Source organism: Flavobacterium defluvii, from assembly GCF_900129555.1.
In the GTDB taxonomy this organism is placed as follows: Bacteria; Bacteroidota; Bacteroidia; order Flavobacteriales; family Flavobacteriaceae; genus Flavobacterium; species Flavobacterium defluvii.
This window is the reverse complement of the sequence record NZ_FQWC01000013.1, coordinates 71,146-89,810: the sequence shown is the minus strand read 5'-3', so window position 1 is coordinate 89,810 and position 18,665 is coordinate 71,146. Positions and strand designations below refer to the sequence as shown.

Sequence of the window (18,665 nt, the reverse complement as noted above, 5' to 3'; positions counted from 1 at the left end):
ATAGGCTTCATCAATTGTAGGAGTTGGCCCATTATGAACGGCTGAACCCAAAACTACTGCACGAAGTCTTGACGTTTCGTTCTTAACATTTAATTGCAACATAACTTTATTGTATTTTGGACAAAGATAAAAAAAGCTTCACAGTTAAGTGAAGCTTTCGTTTTTTTATTTATTCGACTTAAAGTCTCTTAAAGGATGTCCAGTATAAATTTGTCTTGGCCTTCCGATTGGTTCTTTGTTTTCACGCATTTCTTTCCATTGTGCGATCCAGCCAGGAAGTCTTCCAATAGCAAACATAACAGTAAACATATCAGTTGGAATTCCTAACGCTCTGTAAATAATTCCAGAGTAGAAATCAACGTTTGGATATAAATTTCTTGATTTGAAATAATCGTCTTCAAGAGCCGCTGTTTCTAATTTTCTCGCAATATCCAAAATTGGATCTTCAACACCCAAAGTTTCCAAAACTTCTTTAGCAGCTTTTTTGATAATTTTTGCTCTTGGATCAAAGTTTTTATAAACTCTGTGCCCAAATCCCATTAAACGGAAAGGGTCATTTTTATCTTTTGCTTTCGCTAAAAATTTATCTGTATCTCCACCATCTTTATTGATTTCCTCAAGCATTTCAAGTACTGCCTGATTAGCACCTCCGTGAAGCGGTCCCCAAAGAGCAGAAACTCCTGCAGAAATTGATGCAAATAAACCAGCATGAGATGAGCCCACCATTCTTACAGTAGAAGTAGAACAGTTTTGTTCGTGATCTGCGTGAAGGATAAATAATTTATCTAAAGCATCTACAACAACTGGATTTACTGTATAAGGTCCTGTAGGTAATTTAAACATCAATTGCATAAAGTTCTCTACATAACCAGTTGTATTATCATAATAGTTTAACGGATAACCCATTGATTTTCTGTAAGTCCAAGTTGCAATTACAAGAAATTTACCCATCGTTTTGCAAATGGCTTCATACATTTCTTTTTCATTTTCAACATTTACAGCTTTTGGATTAAATGCTGTCAAAGCACTTGTTAAAGCAGATAACACTCCCATTGGGTGTGCTGTTTTTGGAAAACCGTCAATGATATTTTTCATTTCTTCGTTTACTAAAGTATGCTTTTTAATACCATTTTCAAATTGCTCTAATTCCTGAGCAGTTGGCAATTCACCAAAAATCAAAAGATAAGAAACTTCTAAGAAACTAGCTTTTTCAGCCAAATCTTCGATTGAATATCCTCTGTAACGTAAAATTCCTAATTCTCCATCTAAGAAAGTGATTTCACTCTTACAAGATCCTGAATTTTTGTAACCCGGATCAATTGTAATAATCCCAGTTAAATCACGTAATTTGTTAATATCGATAGCTGATTCATTTTCACTTCCTGTAATTACCGGAAGTTCAATTTTCTTACCATCTACTTCTAATGTAGCTATTTTTGACATAATATAATTGGAAATAATTCTATAAAATAATAATTTATCAAATCTAAGGAATTTAAGACTAATTAAAAAAAGAATCCTGCTATGAATTTGTTAAAACTCCAAAAAAAAACCATTCGTTAACACGAATGGTTTTTTTTTCAATATATAAGTCTTACAATTATTTGATCTTAAAAGCTTTTAAACCCGGGAAATAAGCAGTACTTCCTAGCTCTTCTTCGATTCTTAATAATTGGTTGTATTTTGCCATACGATCAGAGCGAGAAGCAGAACCTGTTTTAATTTGTCCACAGTTTAATGCTACAGCTAAGTCGGCAATTGTATTATCTTCTGTTTCTCCAGAACGGTGAGACATTACTGAAGTATAACCAGCATTTTTAGCCATGTTTACAGCAGCAATAGTTTCTGTTAAAGTACCAATTTGGTTAACTTTTACCAAGATTGAATTAGCAATTCCTTTTTCAATACCTGTAGATAAACGAGCAACGTTAGTAACAAATAAGTCATCTCCAACTAATTGTACTTTATTTCCAATTTTTTCAGTTAAAGCTTTCCATCCATCCCAGTCATCTTCGTACATACCATCTTCGATAGAAATAATTGGATATTTAGAAGCAAGTTCTGCTAAATATTCAGCTTGTTCTGCAGAAGTTCTAACTTTTCCAGTTTCGCCTTCAAATTTAGTGTAGTCATATTTACCATCTACATAAAATTCAGAAGCTGCACAGTCAAGAGCAATCATAATTTCGTCACCGAAAGTATATCCAGCTTTTTCAACTGCTAATTTAATAGTATCCAATGCATCTTCAGTACCACCCGCTAAGTTAGGAGCAAAACCTCCCTCATCACCAACAGCTGTACTTAAACCTCTGTCATGTAATACTTTTTTCAAGCTGTGGAAAATCTCAGTCCCCATTTGCATAGCATGTGTAAAAGAAGTCGCTTTTACCGGGAAAATCATAAATTCCTGAAATGCAATAGGTGCATCTGAGTGAGAACCACCGTTGATGATGTTCATCATTGGCACAGGTAATGTATTAGCAGAAACTCCACCAACATATCTGTACAAAGGTAATCCTAATTCGTTTGCAGCAGCTTTAGCAGCAGCTAAAGAAACTCCTAAAATAGCATTAGCTCCTAATTTAGATTTATTTGGAGTTCCGTCTAAATCGATCATTAATTGATCGATTGTATTTTGTTCAAAAACAGAAGTTCCAACTAATTCTTCAGCAATAACAGTATTTACATTGTTCACTGCATTCAAAACTCCTTTTCCAAGATAAGCTTTACCTCCGTCACGTAATTCAACAGCTTCGTGCTCTCCAGTTGATGCTCCAGATGGAACTGCAGCTCTACCTAAAACTCCGTTTTCAGTTACTACATCAACCTCAATAGTAGGATTTCCTCTGGAATCCAAAATTTGTCTTGCGTGAACTTTAATTATAATACTCATTATTTTTGTTTTTTATTAATAGATTATAGATTTTTTTTCGAAATTATAAAAATATTTAATATTAAAAACGAATTTTATTTATTAAACAGCTTTATTTATTAACTACATCGTTTTAGACACAGCTAGTTTTATATTCTCAACAAATTGATCAAATAAATATGATGAATCGTGCGGTCCGGGACTTGCTTCAGGGTGATATTGTACCGAAAAACAATTGTTGTTTTTCATTCTCATACCAGCAACAGTATCATCATTTAAATGTATATGTGTAAGTTCTAATTCCGGGTGACCTTCCAAAGCTTCTCTTTTTACAGCAAATCCATGATTTTGAGAAGTGATTTCACCTTTACCTGTTAAAAGGTTTTTTACAGGATGATTAATTCCTCTGTGTCCGCCAAACATTTTATAAGTCTGAACACCGTTTGCCAAAGCAATAATTTGGTGGCCTAAACAAATTCCGAACAACGGTCTGTCATCAGCAATAATTTTTTTAGCAACTTCAATTACGCCATGTAACGGATCCGGATCTCCAGGTCCATTTGATAAGAAAAATCCATCTGGATTAAAAGAATTCAAATCTTCGTAAGTAGCATCGTATGGAAAAACTTTAATGTAACAGTCTCTCTTCGCAAAATTTCTTAAAATATTCTTTTTAATTCCAAGATCCAGTGCAGAAATTCTATATGTTGCATTTTCATCTCCTACAAAATATGGTTCTTTAGTTGAAACTTTCGAAGCTAACTCCAGTCCTTCCATATTAGGAACGTTTGCCAACTCTTTTTTCAAATCCTCAATTGAAGTTCCGTCTGTACAGATAACAGCATTCATCGCACCATTATCACGAATATAACTAACAAGAGCTCTTGTATCAACATCGGAAATACAAATTAAGTTTTGTTTAGCAAAATAATCTTCTAAACTTCCAGAAGCTCCTTCTCTTGAATAGTTAAAACTAAAGTTTTTACAAACTAAACCAGCAATCTTTACATCTTCTGATTCAACTTCCAGATCATTCACCCCGTAATTACCAATGTGTGGATTAGTAGTTACCATAATTTGTCCAAAATAAGAAGGATCTGTAAAAATCTCCTGATATCCTGTCATCCCAGTGTTAAAACAAACTTCACCAAAAGTTTTACCGCTGATTCCGATAGATTTACCATGAAAAATAGTTCCATCGCTTAGTAATAAAATGGCGCTTTGTCGTGTTGTGTATTTCATTGTTTAATTTGTATTGTTTTTAATCGTCTTATGAAACTTTAAAGCTTCATTGTAATTAGATATTCTGCAAATTTACTTCTTTAAAAGAGTGGTTACAAGAGTTTTTAAAATTTTCATTCACAAAAATAAAACCCTGACACTTAAAAAAGTTAAATTTTATTATTCTAAAAAAAATCAAAAAAAAAGGATAAACTAAAAATTAGTTTATCCTTGATTTCTATAGAATCATTACTTTCATAATTATTCAGAAGCTTCAGTAGTCGATTCTGATTCAGCTGCAGGAGCTTCAGGAGCAGTACCTTCAGCTTTTTTAGCTTTACCACCACGACGGCTTTTAGCTTTTTTAACTTCTTTTTTACCTCCGTTGTAAAGTTCGTTGAAATCTACAAGTTCGATCATTGCCATATCAGCATTATCTCCCAAACGATTTCCAACTTTAATGATACGAGTGTATCCTCCTGGACGGTCTCCTACTTTAGCAGCTACATCTCTGAACAAATCAGTTACAGCATATTTGCTACGTAAGTATGCAAAAACAATACGACGATTGTGAGTCGTATCTTCTTTTGATTTTGTGATTAAAGGCTCAACGAATTGTTTAAGCGCTTTAGCTTTAGCAACAGTAGTGTTAATACGTTTGTGCTCGATAAGAGAACAAGCCATATTAGCTAACATAGCTTTTCTATGTCCAGTCTGTCTGCTTAAGTGATTGATTTTTTTTCCGTGTCTCATTGCTATTTTAAATTTAATCCGCCGAAGCGGATTGAATTATTCTTTATCTAGTTTGTATTTAGCTAAATCCATTCCGAAAGTTAAATTCTTAACTGCAACAAGTTCATCAAGTTCAGTTAAAGATTTTTTACCAAAATTACGGAATTTCATCAGGTCATTTTTATTGAACGATACTAAATCACCAAGTGTATCAACTTCAGCCGCTTTCAAGCAATTTAATGCTCTTACAGATAAATCCATATCAACAAGCTTAGTTTTAAGCAATTGTCTCATATGCAATGACTCTTCATCATACGATTCTGTTTGTGCAATTTCGTCAGCCTCAAGTGTAATTCTTTCGTCAGAGAATAACATGAAATGGTGAATTAAAACTTTAGCAGCTTCAGTAAGAGCATCTTTTGGATTAATAGATCCATCAGTTTTGATTTCAAAAACTAATTTTTCGTAATCTGTTTTTTGCTCTACACGGAAATTTTCGATTGCATATTTTACATTTTTTACCGGAGTAAAAATAGAATCTGTAAAAATCGTTCCAATTGCAGCATTCTGTTTTTTGTTCTCTTCAGCAGGCACGTATCCTCTACCTTTTTCGATAGTTAAATCGAAATTCAATTTGATTTTAGAATCTAAATTACAGATAACAAGGTCCGGATTTAGAACTTGGAAACCTGAAATAAATTTTTGAAAATCACCTGCCGTTAATTGATCTTTACCAGAAACAGAAATAGTAACTGATTCATTATCGATATCTTCTATCTGACGTTTGAAACGTACTTGTTTTAGATTAAGGATAATTTCGGTAACATCTTCAACAACACCTGAAATAGTAGAAAACTCATGATCTACACCTTCGATACGAACAGATGTAATTGCATAACCTTCTAACGCTGAAAGCAAAACTCTTCTAAGTGCATTACCAACTGTCAATCCATAACCAGGTTCTAAAGGTCTAAATTCAAATTTACCTTCAAAATCGGTTGAATCGATCATGATAACTTTATCGGGCTTTTGAAAATTAAATATTGCCATAAATTTCGACTAAGTCAATTATTATTTGTTGTACAACTCTACGATTAATTGTTCTTTAATGTTTTCTGGAATTTGAAGTCTCGCAGGTACAGAAACAAAAGTTCCTTCTTTAAGATCATTGTTCCAAGTAATCCATTCATAAACATGACTTGAATTTGATAAAGAACGCTCGATAGCTTCTAAAGATTTAGATTTTTCACGAACTGCAACTTTATCACCAGGTTTTAGGTGGTAAGAAGGAATATTTACAACTTCTCCGTTTACAGTAATGTGTCTGTGAGATACAATTTGACGAGCACCTCTTCTAGATGGAGCAATTCCCATTCTAAAAACAACATTATCTAATCTTGCTTCACATAGTTGTAATAAAACCTCACCAGTTACACCTTTAGTAGCTGATGCTTTTTCGAATAAATTTCTGAATTGTTTTTCTAAAATTCCATAAGAATATTTAGCTTTTTGCTTTTCCATTAACTGAACAGCGTACTCAGATTTTTTTCCTCTTTTCTTAGCCATCCCGTGTTGTCCAGGTGGATAATTTCTTTTTTCGAAAGATTTATCATCTCCGAAGATTGCTTCGCCAAATTTACGAGCGATTTTGGTTTTTGGACCAGTATATCTTGCCATTTTAAAAAAATTTTAAGGTAGAGATTATGAATTCAGGTCTAATCCTCCGATAATCTATGTTCTACCTTGATTATACTATAAAAATAAAAAAATTAAACTCTACGTCTTTTTGGAGGACGACATCCGTTGTGTGGCATTGGAGTAACATCAATAATTTCAGTAACCTCAATTCCACCGTTATGAATAGAACGAATAGCAGACTCACGCCCGTTTCCTGGTCCTTTTACATAAACTTTTACTTTTTTAAGTCCTGCCTCAAGAGCTACTTTGCTGCAATCTTCTGCTGCCATTTGAGCTGCATACGGAGTGTTCTTTTTAGAACCTCTGAAACCCATTTTACCAGCTGAAGACCAAGCAATAACTTCACCTTTCTTATTTGTCAAAGAAATGATAATATTGTTGAAAGTCGAAGAAATATGAGCTTCACCCGTTGATTCAACGATAACTTTACGTTTTTTTGCAGTTGCTTTAGCCATATTACTTATTATTTAGTTGCTTTTTTCTTGTTAGCAACAGTTTTTCTTTTTCCTTTTCTTGTTCTAGAGTTGTTTTTAGTTCTTTGACCTCTTAATGGAAGACCAGATCTATGACGAATTCCTCTATAACAACCAATATCCATTAAACGTTTGATGTTTAAAGAAACTTCAGAACGTAATTCTCCTTCAATTTTGTAAAATGAAACAGCATCACGAATTGCTCCGATCTCGTCATCATTCCAATCTTGAACTTTTTTATCCTGGCTAACTTGAGCTTTTTCTAAAATCTCAATAGCTCTACTTTTTCCTAATCCGAAGATGTAGGTAAGTGCAATAACACCTCTTTTGTTTTTTGGGATATCTACCCCTGCTATTCTTGCCATAATTATCCTTGTCTTTGTTTAAATCTAGGATTCTTTTTGTTTATCACGTACAATCTTCCTTTTCTACGCACGATAATGCACTCGGCACTTCTCTTTTTTACTGATGCTCTAACTTTCATACTGAATATCTTTTAATATCGATAAGTAATTCTTGCTTTTGACAAATCGTAAGGGCTCATTTCTAATTTCACTTTATCACCAGGTAATAACTTGATGTAATGCATTCGCATTTTTCCAGAAATATGAGCAATTACAATATGTCCATTTTCTAACTCCACACGGAACATAGCATTTGATAATGCTTCAATGATTGATCCGTCTTGTTCTATTGCTGATTGTTTTGCCATAAATAATATTAAGCTACTGCTTTTCTATTTTTACCAGTCTTCATTAAACCATCATAATGTTTGTTTAACAAATATGAATTGATTTGTTGAATAGTGTCTATTGCAACTCCAACCATAATTATTAATGAGGTACCTCCAAAAAACATTGCCCAAGATTGTTGTACATCCATAATACTTACAACAATAGCTGGGAACACAGCAATCAAAGCAAGGAATAAAGATCCTGGGAAAGTTATTAAAGACATCACTTTATCTAAGAAGTCTGAAGTCTCAGCTCCTGGACGAACTCCCGGAATAAAACCACCGCTTCTTTTTAAATCATCAGCCATTTTGTTAGTAGGTACAGTGATTGCAGTATAGAAGAATGTAAATACAATAATTAAAGTTGCAAAAACAAAATTATACCAAAAACCAAACATATTACTAAATGCACCAACAATAGATTGTGATGTATCTGACTTAGACAGTCCAGCTACAGCTGCAGGGATAAACATAATTGCCTGAGCAAAAATGATTGGCATAACTCCAGAAGCATTAAGCTTAAGAGGAATCCATTGTCTATTACCACCTGCCAAATCTTGCTCATAATCACCAGTTGTCGTACGACGAGCGTATTGTACTGGAATTTTACGTACTGCCATAGTAAGCAATACACAAGAAATGATTACTAATAACCACACAATAATTTCAATAACTAACAACATTGGACCTCCATTGTTATTGGTAACTCTCGTTGTAAACTCTTGAATAAAAGCTTGTGGTAAACGAGCTAAGATACCAACCATAATTAATAATGAAATTCCATTTCCAATACCTTTATCTGTAATTTTCTCACCAAGCCACATAGCAAAAATTGTTCCTGTAACTAAGATGATAACTGACGAGAACAAAAATTCAGGTGAATTAAAGCCTAGTAGAAAAGCACTACCAGGCAATGTTCTGTATAAATTATAGATATAAGTTGGACCTTGAACCAGTGTAATAGCTATAGTCAACCAACGAGTGATTTGATTAATCTTTTTTCTACCACTTTCTCCATCATTTTGAAGTTTTTGTAAATAAGGAATAGCAATTCCCATTAACTGAACTACAATAGATGCAGAAATATAAGGCATGATACCTAAAGCAAAAACTGAAGCTTTAGAGAAAGCACCCCCAGTAAACATGTCTAGGATAGATCCTAAACCATTTTTAGTTTGTCCCGCTAATCCTGTTAATTGAGTTGCATCAATTCCAGGAAGCGTAACGTGTGCACCAAAACGATATACTAAAAGCAATCCTAATGTAATTAAGATTCTGTTTTTCAGTTCTTCGATTTTCCAAACATTACTTAGTGATTCAATAAATTTCTTCATCTTAATAGATAAGTTATATAGTTACAGCTTCACCACCAGCAGCTTCAATAGCAGCTTTTGCAGTAGCAGTAAATTTGTGGGCAGTTACTTTTAATTTTGCTTTCAATTCACCTCTACCTAAAATCTTAACGATTTCATTTTTTGAAGCTAGACGATTAGCTACGAAATCTGCCATAGAAACAGAATCAGTAATCACACCATTGTCTACTAATAATTGAAGCGTATCTAAATTAACACCTTCGTATTCTTTACGATTGATGTTTTTGAAACCAAACTTAGGTACACGTCTTTGAAGTGGCATTTGTCCACCCTCAAAACCAATCTTTTTAGAATAACCAGAACGAGATTTAGCTCCTTTGTGACCTCTTGCAGCAGTACCACCTTTTCCAGAACCTTCTCCTCTACCTACTCTTTTATTTTGATTATGTGTTGATCCCTCAGCAGGTTGTAAGTTACTTAAATTCATAACAGTATTTGTTATTTAGCTTCTTCAACAGAAACTAAGTGTTTAACTTTGTTTATCATACCAAGGATAGCAGGATTTGATTCATGCTCTACAACTTGTCCTAATTTACGTAGACCTAAAGCTTCTAAACCTCTCTTTTGAGAAAGAGGACAGTTGATCTTGCTTCTTACTTGTTTTACTAATAATTTAGCCATAATTTCCTTGATTAACCTTTAAAAACTTTTTCTAAAGAAACTCCTCTCTGTTTTGCAACAGTATGAGCACTTCTCATTTGCAATAAAGCATCAAAAGTTGCTTTAACTACGTTATGAGGATTTGATGATCCTTGAGATTTTGATAATACATCGTGAATTCCTACTGATTCAAGAACTGAACGAACAGCTCCACCAGCAATAACTCCTGTACCATGAGAAGCAGGAATTAAGAATACGCGTGCACCACCAAATTTACCTTTTTGTTCGTGAGGAACTGATTGTCCATTCAAAGGAATTCTAACTAAATTTTTCTTAGCATCTTCTACTGCTTTCGCAATTGCTTCAGAAACATCTTTAGATTTTCCTAATCCGTGACCAACTACTCCATTTTCATCACCTACAACTACAATAGCAGAAAAACCGAAAGCTCTACCTCCTTTTGTAACTTTAGTAACACGATTTACACTAACTAGACGATCTTTAAGTTCAAGACCACTAGGTTTTACCAATTCTACATTTTTGTATTTAGACATAATATATTAGAATTTAAGTCCAGCGGCTCTTGCGCCTTCTGCTAATGATTTAATACGACCGTGATATAAATAACCACCTCTATCAAAAGTAATGGTATCAATTCCGGCTTTTAACGCTTTCTCTGCAACTAATTTTCCAACAGCAGCAGCTACTTCAACGTTAGTACCTTTTCCTATTTCTTTTTCTCTCGAAGATGCAGCTAATATAGTAACTCCATTTACATCATCAATAATTTGAGCGTAAATTTCTTTATTACTTCTAAAAACAGAAAGTCTAGGTCTTGCAGCAGTACCACTAACCGATTTTCTAATTCTGAATTTAATTCTCTGTCTTCTTTCAGATTTTGTTAATGACATAATCTTATATTTTAAGCTGATTTACCTGCTTTTCTTCTTAATACTTCACCCACAAATTTAACACCTTTTCCTTTGTATGGCTCTGGCTTACGGAAACCTCTGATTTTCGCAGCAACTTGTCCTAAAAGTTGTTTGTCAAATGATGTTAATTTTACGATTGGGTTCTTACCTTTTTCAGATATTGTTTCTAAAGATACTTCTGGAGCAATTTCTAAAACAATATTGTGAGAATATCCAAGAGCTAAATCTAATTTTTGACCTTGGTTTGAAGCTCTATAACCAACTCCAACTAATTCTAGTTCTTTTGTAAAACCTTCAGAAACACCTACAACCATATTACTGATCAAAGATCTGAATAATCCGTGTTTTGCTCTGTGGTCTTTATGATCAGACGATCTTTCAACTAAAATCTGATCGCCTTCAACAGTTACATTTACGTCCGAAAACTCTTGAACCAGTTGACCTTTTTTTCCTTTTACTGTAATAATACCGTCTTTAACTTCTACAGTTACACCAGCAGGGATTACAATTGGGCTTTTACCTATTCTTGACATCTTATCTAGTGTTTAAAATTAGTATACGTAACAAATTACTTCACCACCTACATTTAATTGCTTAGCTTGTTTTCCAGTCATCAAACCTTTTGATGTAGAAACAATAGCAATTCCTAATCCATTAAGGATTCTTGGTAATTTGGCAGCACCTGCGTACTTACGTAAACCAGGTTTACTAATTCTTTGGATATCTTTAATTACAGGCTCTTTAGTATCTTTATCATACTTTAAAGCAATTTTGATAGAACCTTGAACTGTGTTCTGCTCAAATTTGTAACTTAAGATATAACCTTGATCAAATAAGATCTTAGTTATTTCTTTTTTAAGATTAGAAGCTGGAATTTCTACAACTTTGTGGTTTGCAGCCACAGCGTTACGAACTCTAGTCAAATAATCTGCAATAGGATCTGTATACATATGTATTTGATTGCGATTATGGTTTTCAGGAAGCACCCCGCTTCCTGAACCTTTAATCAATTTATAAACTTTTTTAAATTACCAGCTGGCTTTTTTTACACCTGGAATTAATCCATTGTTAGCCATTTCACGGAAAGTTACACGTGAAATACCGAATTGACGGATGTAACCTCTTGGTCTTCCAGTCAATTTACAACGGTTGTGCAAACGAACAGGTGAAGCGTTTTTTGGTAATCTTTGTAAACCTTCATAGTCTCCAGCCTCTAATAAAGCTTTTCTCTTTTCAGCATACTTAGCTACCGTTTTCTCTCTTTTCACCTCGCGGGCTTTCATTGATTCTTTAGCCATATCTTAATTCTTTTTAAAAGGTAATCCTAATTCAGCCAATAATGACTTTGCTTCCTTGTCTGTTTTTGCAGTAGTAACAAATGTAATATCCATTCCTGAAATTTTGTTTACTTTGTCAATATCAATTTCTGGGAAAATGATTTGCTCTAAAACTCCAAGATTGTAGTTACCTCTTCCGTCGAAACCAGTAGCTTTGATACCACCAAAATCTCTAACACGTGGTAAAGCAGAAGTAATAAGTCTATCTAAAAACTCATACATTCTTTCTCCACGTAAAGTAACTTTTGCTCCAATAGGCATCCCTTTTCTTAATTTGAAAGACGCAACGTCTTTCTTAGAAATTGTAGATACTGCTTTTTGTCCAGTGATCTTTGTTAACTCATCAACAGCATAGTCAATAAGTTTTTTATCAGATACAGCTGCACCAACTCCACGGCTCAAAACGATTTTTTCAAGTTTAGGAACTTGCATCACGTTTGTATATCCGAACTCTTCTTTAAGAGCAGCAATTACTCTGCTCTTATATTCTTCTTTTAGTCTAGGTGTATATGCCATTACTATAGTACTTGATTAGATTTTTTTGAAAATCTTACTTTCTTATCTCCTTCTACTCTAATACCTACTCTAGTTGTTTCCTTAGTTTTAGGATCAATTAAAGCAATGTTAGAAATTTGAATAGAAGCCTCTTTCTTAACGATACCACCTTGAGGGTTTTTAGCACTTGGTTTAGTATGTTTTGAAACCAGGTTTACACCTTCAACGATCGCTTTGTTTTTTTCACGGTAAACACGTAAAACTTTACCTTCAGCACCTTTATGGTCTCCAGCAATAACTCTTACGATATCTCCTGATTTTATTTTTAGCTTTATCATCTTAAAACGAATTAAAGCACTTCTGGTGCTAATGATACAATTTTCATGAATTGTTTTTCACGAAGTTCTCTTGCTACCGGACCAAAAACACGAGTTCCTCTCATTTCACCTGCAGCATTCAAAAGAACACATGCATTGTCATCGAAACGGATATAAGAACCATCAGCTCTTCTCACTTCTTTTTTAGTACGTACAACAACTGCAGTTGAAACAGCTCCTTTTTTTACGTTTCCGTTTGGAGTTGCATCTTTGATAGAAACTACAATTTTGTCACCAACAGAGGCATATCTTCTTTTAGTACCTCCTAAAACACGAATAGTTAAAACTTCTTTAGCTCCCGTGTTATCTGCTACTTTTAGTCTTGATTCTTGTTGTACCATAATTATTTAGCTCTTTCTAAGATTTCAACTAATCTCCAACATTTTGTTTTACTTAAAGGACGCGTTTCGCTAATTCTTACAGTATCTCCAATGTTACAGTCGTTTTTTTCGTCGTGTGCAACGTATTTTTTTGTTTTCAACACGAACTTACCGTATAATGGGTGTTTTACTTTTCTTACTTCTGAAATAACGATAGATTTATCCATCTTATTTGAAGTAACAACACCTATTCTTTCTTTTCTTAAATTTCTTTTTTCTTCCATCTTTCAGCAGAATACAATTATTGTAACTCTCTTTTAGTTAACTCTGTAGCTAATCTTGCAACTGTTCTTCTAACGCTTCTGATTTGAAGTGGGTTAGCAATTGGAGAAATAGCGTGAGCCATTTTTAGGTCAGCATATACTTTCTTAGTTTGACTAAGCTTTTCTTGCAACTCCGCTGCAGAAAGATTCTTTATTTCTGATTGTTTCATAATAAATATAAATTATGCTTCGAAATCTCTAGCAACGACGAACTTAGTTTTTACTGGAAGTTTTTGAGCTGCAAGACGTAAAGCCTCTTTTGCAACTGACAATGGAACACCTCCAACTTCAAACATAATTCTTCCTGGTTTAACAACAGCAGCCCAATATTCAACTGCTCCTTTACCTTTACCCATACGTACTTCAAGAGGTTTCTTAGTAATAGGTTTGTCTGGGAAAATTTTGATCCATAATTGTCCTTCTCTCTTCATATAACGAGTTGCAGCGATACGCGCAGCTTCGATTTGACGAGACGTTAAGAACATTCCATCTTCATGTACAGATTTAATTCCAAACATTCCATTAGAAAGTTCATGCCCTCTTTGAGAGTTACCTTTCATTCTACCTTTTTGTACCTTACGGTATTTTGTTCTTTTAGGCTGTAACATTTTTCTTTAGTTTAAAAATTTACTTTCTTTTACGAGCGTCTGGTTTTCCACCTTTATTAAAGTTAGATTTACCTCTTGGGGCATCTCCACCTTTACCACCACCAGTTCCAGATTGTTTTTTATCCATTCCTGCAAGTGGAGAAAGATCTCTCTTTCCATAAACTTCACCTTTCATGATCCATACTTTGATACCCATTCTACCATAAGTAGTATGAGCTTCAGCCAAAGCATAATCAATATCAGCTCTGAAAGTTGATAGAGGAATTCTACCTTCTTTGAAACCTTCAGAACGTGCCATTTCAGCACCATTCAAACGACCAGAAATCAAAACTTTGATACCTTCTGCATTCATACGCATAGAAGCTGCAATAGCCATCTTAATTGCACGTCTGTAAGAGATACGGCTTTCGATTTGACGAGCGATACTTGTAGCCACAAGATAAGCATCTAACTCAGGTCTTTTGATTTCAAAGATGTTAATTTGAACCTCTTTGTCAGTAACTTTCTTAAGTTCCTCTTTTAACTTGTCTACCTCTTGTCCGCCTTTTCCGATAATAATACCAGGTCTAGCAGTAGTGATAGTAACGGTTACAAGCTTTAAAGTTCTCTCGATGATTACTTTAGATACACTAGCTTTTGATAAACGAGCGTGGATATACTTTCTGATTTTGTGATCTTCAGCTAATTTATCGCCGTAATCATTTCCACCATACCAGTTTGAGTCCCATCCTCTGATGATACCAAGTCTATTTCCAATTGGATTTGTCTTTTGTCCCATGCTGCTTAAGAATTGCTTTGTGTGTTATTGATAGCTCCAAGCACGATTGTAACGTGATTAGAACGTTTTCTTATTCTGTGTGCACGACCTTGTGGAGCTGGACGAAGTCTTTTTAACATCATTCCACCATCTACTCTGATCTCTTTAACAAATAATCCAGCTTCTTCTAAATTACCTTCACTATTTTTTTGCTCCCAGTTGTTGATTGCAGATAATAATAGTTTTTCTAATTTTCTTGAAGCTTCTTTAGAACTGAATCTTAAAATGTTAAGTGCTCTTTCTACCTTCTGACCTCTTACCAAGTCCGCTACTAAGCGCATTTTTCTAGGTGAAGTAGGGCAGTTATTCAATTTTGCGAAAGCGATAGACTTATTAGCCTCTTTTCTCGCATCTGCTGTTTCTCTTTTACGAACTCCCATTGCTTCTTTTATTTTTTACCTTTATTTTTTGCTCCAGCATGACCTCTAAAAGATCTAGTTGGTGAAAACTCTCCTAATTTGTGACCTACCATGTTTTCTGTTACGTAAACTGGTACAAATTGACGACCGTTATGAACTGCGATAGTCTGTCCAACGAAATCCGGAGTAATCATAGAAGCTCTAGACCAAGTCTTTACTACACTATTTTTACCACTTTCTACGTTTTCCTGAACTTTCTTGTCTAATTTATAATGAACGAAAGGTCCTTTTTTTAATGAACGTGCCATATCTTATTATTTCTTTCTACGTTCTACGATATACTTGTTACTCGGGTTTTTCTTAGAACGAGTTCTGTAACCTTTAGCTGGCAATCCTTTTCTTGAACGTGGATGCCCTCCAGAAGAACGTCCTTCACCACCTCCCATAGGGTGATCAACAGGGTTCATCGCTACTGGTCTAGTTCTAGGTCTTCTTCCTAACCATCTTGTTCTACCTGCTTTACCAGATACAACTAATTGGTGGTCAGAATTAGAAACAGCTCCAATTGTAGCCGAACATGTTAACAAGATTAGTCTTGTTTCTCCAGATGGCATTTTAATTGTAGCGTATTTTCCGTCTCTTGCCATTAACTGAGCAAAAGTTCCAGCTGAACGAGCAATAACAGCTCCTTGTCCTGGACGTAACTCAATACAAGATATAACAGTTCCAAGAGGAATTCTGCTTAAAGGTAATGTATTACCAATTTCAGGTTGAGACTCTGGTCCAGAAACTAATTTCTGACCAACTTTCAATCCGTTTTGAGCAATTACATAAGTTTTCTCTCCATCAGCATAAGCTAACAAAGCGATAAATGCAGTACGATTTGGATCATATTCGATTGATTTCACTGTAGCTGGAATTCCATCTTTAGTTCTTTTGAAATCAATAATACGATATCTCTGCTTGTGACCACCACCCGTATAACGCATGGTCATCTTTCCTTGACTATTTCTACCTCCTGAGTTTTTTATCGGCGCTATCAAAGAGCGTTCCGGCTTATCAGTTGTAATAGCGTCATAACCATTCACAACTCTAAATCGCTGACCCGGGGTAATAGGTTTTAATTTTCTTACTGACATTTTTCTATCTTAGATATTGTTGTAAAAATCAATTGTTTCTCCTTCTTGTACTTGTACAATTGCTTTTTTAATAGCATTTGTCTTTCCACTGATTAAACCACTTTTAGTGTATTTAGTAGATCTGTCTGGTCTCACATTCATTGTGTTAACAGAAACGATAGTTACTCCGTAAGCAGCTTCAACAGCTTTCTTAATCTGAACTTTGTTTGCTTTTTTGTCAACAACGAATCCGAAGCGGTTAAGAACTTCACTTTCTTTGGTTACTTTTTCAGTTACTATAGGTCTAATAATGATGCTCATATTCCTACTATTTACTTAAATTTTCTTCAATTAACTCTAAAGAACCCTCCAAAAGCACTAAATTATTAGTGTTTAATATTGCGTAAGTGCTTAATTCTGAGCTAGTTACGACATTAGAAGCCTTTAAATTGCGTGACGACAAATATACATTTTTATTTGACTCACCCAACACAAATAGAGATTTTTTATTTTCTAACCCTAAAGCTTTCAAAACGTTAATGAAATTTTTAGTGTTTGGAACATCAAAATTAAAGTCTTCAAGAACGATAATATTTGACTCTTTTGCTTTGATTGAAAAAGCTGACTTTCTAGCCAATTTTTTCAAACCTTTATTCAATTTAAATGAATAACTTCTTGGTCTTGGTCCAAAAACTGTTCCCCCTCCTTTAAACAAAGGATTTTTAACACTTCCCGCACGAGCCGTACCCGTACCTTTTTGCTTTTTAATCTTACGTGTACTTCCAGTTACTTCAGCTCTTTCTTTAGCTTTATGAGTACCTTGTCTTTGATTAGCAAGATATTGCTTCACATCAAGATATACAGCGTGATTGTTTGGTTCAATTGCGAATACTGAATCAGAAAGTTGAACTTTTCTACCAGTATCTTTTCCGTTGAAATCTAATACTTTTACTTCCATTACTTCTGAATGATTACGTAAGAGTTTTTGTGCCCAGGAATACACCCTTTAACAACAAGTAGATTCTTTTCAGCAACTACTTTTAAAACTCTAAGGTTTTGAACTTTTACATTATCTCCTCCCATTCTTCCAGCCATACGCATTCCTTTGAATACTCTAGATGGATAAGAAGAAGCTCCTACAGAACCTGGCGCTCTTAAACGGTTGTGCTGACCATGAGTAGCTTGTCCAACCCCACCAAAACCGTGACGTTTAACAACACCCTGGAAACCTTTACCTTTAGACACACCTTGTACGTCTACAAACTCTCCTTCTTCAAAAATAGAAACATCAATGAGATCTCCTAATTTTTGTTCAGTTGCAAAATCTTGGAATTCAACGACTTTTTTCTTAGCAACAGTTCCAGCTTTTTTAAAGTGACCTAAAGCCGCTTTAGTAGAATGTTTCTCGTTTTTGTCATCGAAACCAAGTTGCAACGCTTCATACCCGTCAACCTCGTTGGTTCTGACTTGGGTAACAACGCATGGACCAGCTTCGATTACTGTACAAGGAATGTTTTTCCCGTTTTCATCGAAAATACTAGTCATGCCGATTTTCTTACCAATTAACCCAGACATAAATATTAATTATTAATTACTAAAATTCCCTTCAATTTGAAAATAACAGAAATTTCCAAACAGGGAGTGCAAAAGTAGACATTAAAATTGAATATACCAAACGGTTACAAAAATTAAATCGCTCATTATCAAAATCGAAGCATGAAACATATAACAAAAGAGACTAAATTTATATCAAAATTGCAATTTCATTTTTATACTATAATCAATTTTACAATTAAAAATCACATAAACAAATCACAACCAAAAACTTTGGCATCGCGCTTAAACAAAGAGAATTACACATTTCGACATTAAAATTAAATTTCAAACATCAATTCAAAAACCACATACAAATAACAAAAAAAGCGAGACATTCCTGCCTCGCTTTTTATATATAAAAAATATAAAAAAATTATACTTTTATTTCTACTTCAACTCCACTTGGCAATTCAAGTTTCATTAAAGCATCAATAGTTTTAGATGAAGATGAATAAATATCAATCAATCTCTTGTATGACATTACTTCAAATTGCTCTCTCGCTTTTTTGTTAACGTGCGGAGAACGCAACACAGTGAAAAGTTTTTTGTGAGTAGGCAACGGAATTGGACCTGTTACAACTGCACCAGTAGTTTTTACTGTTTTTACGATCTTTTCAGCAGATTTATCTACCAACATATGATCGTAAGATTTTAGTTTTATTCTGATTTTTTGACTCATTT

General features: G+C 34.2%; 32 protein-coding genes and 1 pseudogene. All 33 read right to left on the bottom strand.

What is annotated here, in order from left to right:
* Positions 1-102: pseudogene (locus tag BUC29_RS21745) on the bottom strand (amidinotransferase); the annotation flags it as partial.
* Positions 103-165: 63 nt separating this feature from the next.
* Positions 166-1,443, bottom strand: a complete 1,278-nt coding sequence (locus tag BUC29_RS20555) for a citrate synthase (protein WP_073418372.1) — start codon at positions 1,441-1,443, stop codon at positions 166-168.
* 157 nt (positions 1,444-1,600) lie between these two features.
* Positions 1,601-2,893 carry a phosphopyruvate hydratase gene (eno, locus tag BUC29_RS20550; protein WP_073418370.1) on the bottom strand — a complete coding sequence of 431 codons (1,293 nt, stop codon included), beginning with the start codon at positions 2,891-2,893 and terminating at the stop codon, positions 1,601-1,603.
* Between the two features lie 102 nt (positions 2,894-2,995).
* Positions 2,996-4,114: a glutamine-hydrolyzing carbamoyl-phosphate synthase small subunit gene (gene carA / locus BUC29_RS20545; protein WP_073418368.1), complete on the bottom strand. Its 1,119-nt coding sequence runs from the start codon at positions 4,112-4,114 to the stop codon at positions 2,996-2,998.
* A gap of 240 nt (positions 4,115-4,354) precedes the next feature.
* A complete protein-coding gene (gene rplQ / locus BUC29_RS20540; RefSeq protein ID WP_012022476.1) occupies positions 4,355-4,846 on the bottom strand; it encodes a 50S ribosomal protein L17 in 492 nt (163 codons plus the stop codon).
* Between the two features lie 36 nt (positions 4,847-4,882).
* Positions 4,883-5,875, bottom strand: a complete 993-nt coding sequence (locus BUC29_RS20535; protein WP_008464329.1) for a DNA-directed RNA polymerase subunit alpha — start codon at positions 5,873-5,875, stop codon at positions 4,883-4,885.
* Between the two features lie 21 nt (positions 5,876-5,896).
* On the bottom strand, positions 5,897-6,502 hold the full coding sequence (rpsD, locus tag BUC29_RS20530; RefSeq protein ID WP_008464326.1) for a 30S ribosomal protein S4: 606 nt from the start codon (positions 6,500-6,502) through the stop codon (positions 5,897-5,899).
* A gap of 92 nt (positions 6,503-6,594) precedes the next feature.
* A complete protein-coding gene (gene rpsK, locus BUC29_RS20525; protein ID WP_012022477.1) occupies positions 6,595-6,978 on the bottom strand; it encodes a 30S ribosomal protein S11 in 384 nt (127 codons plus the stop codon).
* Between the two features lie 8 nt (positions 6,979-6,986).
* The gene (gene rpsM, locus BUC29_RS20520) at positions 6,987-7,361 is read right to left on the bottom strand and encodes a 30S ribosomal protein S13 (protein ID WP_012022478.1); all 375 of its coding nucleotides are present in this window, start codon (positions 7,359-7,361) and stop codon (positions 6,987-6,989) included.
* 2 nt (positions 7,362-7,363) lie between these two features.
* Positions 7,364-7,480 (bottom strand): type B 50S ribosomal protein L36, encoded by a 117-nt coding sequence (gene ykgO, locus BUC29_RS20515; protein WP_002987490.1) that lies wholly within the window; start codon positions 7,478-7,480, stop codon positions 7,364-7,366.
* A 12-nt stretch (positions 7,481-7,492) separates the two neighbouring features.
* Positions 7,493-7,708, bottom strand: coding sequence for a translation initiation factor IF-1 (gene infA, locus BUC29_RS20510; RefSeq protein ID WP_007136545.1), 216 nt, complete (start codon positions 7,706-7,708; stop codon positions 7,493-7,495).
* A gap of 8 nt (positions 7,709-7,716) precedes the next feature.
* A complete protein-coding gene (gene secY / locus BUC29_RS20505) occupies positions 7,717-9,063 on the bottom strand; it encodes a preprotein translocase subunit SecY (RefSeq protein WP_057124289.1) in 1,347 nt (448 codons plus the stop codon).
* A 13-nt stretch (positions 9,064-9,076) separates the two neighbouring features.
* The gene (rplO, locus tag BUC29_RS20500) at positions 9,077-9,529 is read right to left on the bottom strand and encodes a 50S ribosomal protein L15 (RefSeq protein WP_073418366.1); all 453 of its coding nucleotides are present in this window, start codon (positions 9,527-9,529) and stop codon (positions 9,077-9,079) included.
* An 11-nt stretch (positions 9,530-9,540) separates the two neighbouring features.
* Entirely contained in the window at positions 9,541-9,723 is a 183-nt protein-coding gene (rpmD, locus tag BUC29_RS20495; RefSeq protein WP_012022481.1) for a 50S ribosomal protein L30, read from the bottom strand.
* Between the two features lie 11 nt (positions 9,724-9,734).
* Positions 9,735-10,259 carry a 30S ribosomal protein S5 gene (gene rpsE / locus BUC29_RS20490; protein WP_085949269.1) on the bottom strand — a complete coding sequence of 175 codons (525 nt, stop codon included), beginning with the start codon at positions 10,257-10,259 and terminating at the stop codon, positions 9,735-9,737.
* A 3-nt stretch (positions 10,260-10,262) separates the two neighbouring features.
* The gene (rplR, locus tag BUC29_RS20485) at positions 10,263-10,613 is read right to left on the bottom strand and encodes a 50S ribosomal protein L18 (protein WP_008464310.1); all 351 of its coding nucleotides are present in this window, start codon (positions 10,611-10,613) and stop codon (positions 10,263-10,265) included.
* 11 nt (positions 10,614-10,624) lie between these two features.
* A complete protein-coding gene (rplF, locus tag BUC29_RS20480; protein WP_073418364.1) occupies positions 10,625-11,167 on the bottom strand; it encodes a 50S ribosomal protein L6 in 543 nt (180 codons plus the stop codon).
* An 18-nt stretch (positions 11,168-11,185) separates the two neighbouring features.
* Entirely contained in the window at positions 11,186-11,584 is a 399-nt protein-coding gene (gene rpsH, locus BUC29_RS20475) for a 30S ribosomal protein S8 (RefSeq protein ID WP_008464306.1), read from the bottom strand.
* Positions 11,585-11,662: 78 nt separating this feature from the next.
* On the bottom strand, positions 11,663-11,932 hold the full coding sequence (gene rpsN / locus BUC29_RS20470; protein WP_008464305.1) for a 30S ribosomal protein S14: 270 nt from the start codon (positions 11,930-11,932) through the stop codon (positions 11,663-11,665).
* Between the two features lie 3 nt (positions 11,933-11,935).
* On the bottom strand, positions 11,936-12,487 hold the full coding sequence (gene rplE, locus BUC29_RS20465) for a 50S ribosomal protein L5 (protein WP_073418353.1): 552 nt from the start codon (positions 12,485-12,487) through the stop codon (positions 11,936-11,938).
* Between the two features lie 2 nt (positions 12,488-12,489).
* Entirely contained in the window at positions 12,490-12,804 is a 315-nt protein-coding gene (gene rplX, locus BUC29_RS20460; protein WP_008464300.1) for a 50S ribosomal protein L24, read from the bottom strand.
* 11 nt (positions 12,805-12,815) lie between these two features.
* Positions 12,816-13,184, bottom strand: coding sequence for a 50S ribosomal protein L14 (gene rplN / locus BUC29_RS20455; protein WP_007803649.1), 369 nt, complete (start codon positions 13,182-13,184; stop codon positions 12,816-12,818).
* Between the two features lie 2 nt (positions 13,185-13,186).
* Positions 13,187-13,447, bottom strand: coding sequence for a 30S ribosomal protein S17 (gene rpsQ, locus BUC29_RS20450; RefSeq protein WP_008464298.1), 261 nt, complete (start codon positions 13,445-13,447; stop codon positions 13,187-13,189).
* 17 nt (positions 13,448-13,464) lie between these two features.
* The gene (gene rpmC / locus BUC29_RS20445) at positions 13,465-13,656 is read right to left on the bottom strand and encodes a 50S ribosomal protein L29 (RefSeq protein ID WP_073418350.1); all 192 of its coding nucleotides are present in this window, start codon (positions 13,654-13,656) and stop codon (positions 13,465-13,467) included.
* A gap of 12 nt (positions 13,657-13,668) precedes the next feature.
* Positions 13,669-14,094, bottom strand: a complete 426-nt coding sequence (rplP, locus tag BUC29_RS20440; protein ID WP_008464295.1) for a 50S ribosomal protein L16 — start codon at positions 14,092-14,094, stop codon at positions 13,669-13,671.
* Positions 14,095-14,113: 19 nt separating this feature from the next.
* A complete protein-coding gene (rpsC, locus tag BUC29_RS20435; protein ID WP_012022487.1) occupies positions 14,114-14,872 on the bottom strand; it encodes a 30S ribosomal protein S3 in 759 nt (252 codons plus the stop codon).
* 5 nt (positions 14,873-14,877) lie between these two features.
* Positions 14,878-15,291 (bottom strand): 50S ribosomal protein L22, encoded by a 414-nt coding sequence (rplV, locus tag BUC29_RS20430; RefSeq protein WP_007803631.1) that lies wholly within the window; start codon positions 15,289-15,291, stop codon positions 14,878-14,880.
* An 8-nt stretch (positions 15,292-15,299) separates the two neighbouring features.
* Positions 15,300-15,578, bottom strand: a complete 279-nt coding sequence (gene rpsS, locus BUC29_RS20425) for a 30S ribosomal protein S19 (RefSeq protein WP_012022488.1) — start codon at positions 15,576-15,578, stop codon at positions 15,300-15,302.
* A 6-nt stretch (positions 15,579-15,584) separates the two neighbouring features.
* A complete protein-coding gene (gene rplB / locus BUC29_RS20420; protein ID WP_073418348.1) occupies positions 15,585-16,409 on the bottom strand; it encodes a 50S ribosomal protein L2 in 825 nt (274 codons plus the stop codon).
* Positions 16,410-16,418: 9 nt separating this feature from the next.
* On the bottom strand, positions 16,419-16,709 hold the full coding sequence (gene rplW, locus BUC29_RS20415) for a 50S ribosomal protein L23 (protein WP_012022489.1): 291 nt from the start codon (positions 16,707-16,709) through the stop codon (positions 16,419-16,421).
* 7 nt (positions 16,710-16,716) lie between these two features.
* Positions 16,717-17,346 carry a 50S ribosomal protein L4 gene (rplD, locus tag BUC29_RS20410; RefSeq protein WP_073418344.1) on the bottom strand — a complete coding sequence of 210 codons (630 nt, stop codon included), beginning with the start codon at positions 17,344-17,346 and terminating at the stop codon, positions 16,717-16,719.
* Entirely contained in the window at positions 17,346-17,963 is a 618-nt protein-coding gene (gene rplC, locus BUC29_RS20405) for a 50S ribosomal protein L3 (RefSeq protein WP_012022491.1), read from the bottom strand. Before rplC ends, rplD begins: the two co-directional genes overlap by 1 nt.
* Positions 17,964-18,357: 394 nt before the next feature.
* The gene (rpsJ, locus tag BUC29_RS20400) at positions 18,358-18,663 is read right to left on the bottom strand and encodes a 30S ribosomal protein S10 (protein WP_007803605.1); all 306 of its coding nucleotides are present in this window, start codon (positions 18,661-18,663) and stop codon (positions 18,358-18,360) included.
* Positions 18,664-18,665: the final 2 nt, after the last annotated feature.